General features: G+C 38.9%; 4 protein-coding genes. All 4 read left to right on the top strand.

Features of this window, described 5'->3' with window-relative positions:
• Positions 1-37 precede the first annotated feature (37 nt).
• The 4 genes from KUL10_RS18340 (at position 38) to KUL10_RS18325 (ending at position 1,957) form a co-directional block, all read left to right on the top strand.
• Positions 38-490: a hypothetical protein gene (locus tag KUL10_RS18340; RefSeq protein ID WP_110430415.1), complete on the top strand. Its 453-nt coding sequence runs from the start codon at positions 38-40 to the stop codon at positions 488-490.
• A 62-nt stretch (positions 491-552) separates the two neighbouring features.
• Positions 553-1,035 (top strand): hypothetical protein, encoded by a 483-nt coding sequence (locus tag KUL10_RS18335; protein ID WP_146216811.1) that lies wholly within the window; start codon positions 553-555, stop codon positions 1,033-1,035.
• A 123-nt stretch (positions 1,036-1,158) separates the two neighbouring features.
• Positions 1,159-1,452, top strand: coding sequence for a hypothetical protein (locus KUL10_RS18330; RefSeq protein ID WP_146216810.1), 294 nt, complete (start codon positions 1,159-1,161; stop codon positions 1,450-1,452).
• 91 nt (positions 1,453-1,543) lie between these two features.
• Positions 1,544-1,957: a hypothetical protein gene (locus KUL10_RS18325; RefSeq protein ID WP_110430412.1), complete on the top strand. Its 414-nt coding sequence runs from the start codon at positions 1,544-1,546 to the stop codon at positions 1,955-1,957.
• Positions 1,958-2,813 lie beyond the last annotated feature (856 nt).

Here is a 2,813-nt window from a genome sequence, read left to right as displayed (position 1 = left end):
GGAAAGTGTTATGCTCTCATGGGGTTAATTTAGACATATGGATAACAAGAGAACATTTTTCGCTACGTTAATTGCCCCTTTTGCATCTTTAATTGTTCTTGTCGGAATGATTTTGGAATCTATCTTTAACGGTCAGGGCCTTTTGTTTTTCGACAGCTTTTTTGTAGTGTATATGTTTATAGCCGGCTTCCTATCTCAATCAATGCTTTTTCTTTTGGTTTATGGCCTGCCGATTCATTTTTTATTGTCTAAACTTAAAGTATCTTATTACACTTTGTATCTTCTACTTGGTTCGCTAGGCCCAATATGCTTTAAGATATTAGAGCATTTAGGAACTGAAACTCCTATTTCACATAGATATACCGAAATTATGGTATTTGGTTTTTCTGGGTTTGCTGTAACTACCGCGTTTTGGTTTATAGCAGTGTATCCGCATAACAAAACAATGAAGACGGACATGGCGGAAGAGCGCCGCCCCGCCGCTTATTGAGGTGTTAGAGCTACAAGGAAACTCATAGGATGTATCGGTTATTTTTCATTGGAATCTGCATAATGATAGTAGGATGTACTCCTGAGAAAGCCCCTCCGGAAAGACTTCATCTTGAATGGAACTACAAATATTCATCTCATGTGATTCATGCAAAACTTATTGAATCAAAAACATCGATTTCAAACAGCAATAAATGCGCCGTGAATTTCTCAGTATTCGAGGTGTTGGAGTCTTTTAAAGGAGGCGTGCCATCTGGAAACTTGCTACAAATTACAGGCGTCAACGCACATGAGGTGACAGAAGAAGGTTCCGAACATTTGCTGTTACTAATACCTTTCGTCGCTGATGACTTCCCTGGTTATGGCGAATGCTCCAATCAAAAGTACAGTAACTTTCTTAGTATTCACAATTGGTGCTGTTCAATCGACACCAGAAATGAACACTCTCTTATCGTCTACGATATGATCAATTCGGAGCAAAAAAGTGAAAATTACTTATTGCCAACAGAGCCAATATTCGACTTTTTACGTCAGCAAGGTAAGTAGCCCTAACAAACCGATCAAGCTCGCTCACTCCGTTCGCTGGGACAATTCCTCGCATGCGGCTTCGCGATTTTCGCATGCAAGCAATTGCCCCTTATCGGGGTGTTATATTGCAAGGAAAGCTCAGTGGATATAAAGGCAAGAATATCATTTTTAAAAATCCCAAGACCACCATATGGGTATCGATATTTCGGCAAAAGTTGCTGGATGAGGATGGATTCCGAGAAATTTAGTGATTTAGCTTGTTGTGTTGGTTTTGCAGATGGTCAAGAATATTATGATGGTGACTCCGCTGAATCGACATTAAGCTTTTATAAAGATGAACCTTTGATCCATGAGATTAATACTGGAATGAACTTTTCGCTCAGAATTTTAGATTTACAAGTAGCTACGGGTCAGATATTAAGTGTCAAAGGGTAATTTGCAATATAACAAATACATAAACCGGATTTGTGGAAGAGCGCCACAAACCGGTTATGTAAGGTGTTATATGCCGTTTAGGTATTGAATTATGAAATATATCTATGCAGTACTATTTGGTATTTTAGTAGTTGGAGCATTTTGGTTAAATGATCTTATTGAACGAAGAAATGAGACTATAAAGCACGTTACAGCCTTGATTAACATAGGTAATGAGCAGTTCCCTAATCAAATTGCTGACTACCTTCTCCTGAATCAGGCCTATCGAGATAAGCTAGATGTTATCTACGAATATTTTATCTTAGAAGATGGAATACAGCTTGATTACGCAGAACATGAAACAATCCAAAAAAATAAGTTTATTGAAGTATTTTGCCATACTCCTAAACTTAAGAAAGTTGTTTTGGAAGAAGGTGTAAGGATGATTCATGATTTTAAAGGGGTAAATGGTGAAACCGTCAATACGTACATTTTTTCAATCGAAGATTGTGGTGATGGCATATAACAAAACACTGAAGCCAGTCGCTGTCGCTCCTTCGGACAGGTTGTATTGGCTAAAAACTGCATTTCACTGCGTTCAATTATCGCAGTTTTTAGCCAATACAACCCGCCGCTTAGTTCGGTGTTATATTTACAGACAGATATGAGTTATAAAAAGCCGACATACCTCTTAATCGGGTCAATTTTTTTCGCAGTTTTACCTCTTATACCTACCCTAATTGCGGGGCTGATTGCTAGTTTTTTTGATTGTACATTGAACGAAGGTAATGCTCATTCATGTATTGTTTTTGGACGCGATATAGGCGATACGTTATATGCAATGGGACTGACTTTTTGGTTGGCTATAGCTACAATACAAATCGGTGTAGTTGGTCTTTTATTCAGTATCGTATGGTACGTAATTGTCTTTCTTAAAAGGTCAAAAAATGGCTAGAGCGCAAAGTAAATATAACAAATACATCAAGACGGATTTGGTGGAAAAGCGCCACCAAACCGCTTATGTAAGGTGTTCATTGCCACGGGCATGAACAATTTTAACTGATACTAGTGATTCAACCATCCGCGAACTGTAGCGAAGACCAGTGGAATTGTTTGAGCCTTTTATGTAAGCTTTTAGCGACTTCGGCGCCGCAGAAAACGGAGTTTACTGGCGGACACCGAAGTCGCTAAAAGTGTAGTGTCAAACATCGAAGAGGCCCGTGGGGCATCGCAGTAGCTTGAAGGTTCAAAGATGCTTACGCTCAGCATTATTTAAACATGCAATCACAAGAGGTTGATTCCAATGAACAAGCCGATTATCTGGATGCGCATTATCATTTGTTCTTGTCTCGACATTTGTTTGCGCACCAGATATCTAAATC

Source organism: Glaciecola sp. KUL10 (assembly GCF_003203515.1).
Classification (GTDB): Bacteria; Pseudomonadota; Gammaproteobacteria; order Enterobacterales; family Alteromonadaceae; genus Glaciecola.
Note: the sequence above shows the minus strand (reverse complement) of the source record. Positions and strands in the feature narration are given on the sequence as shown.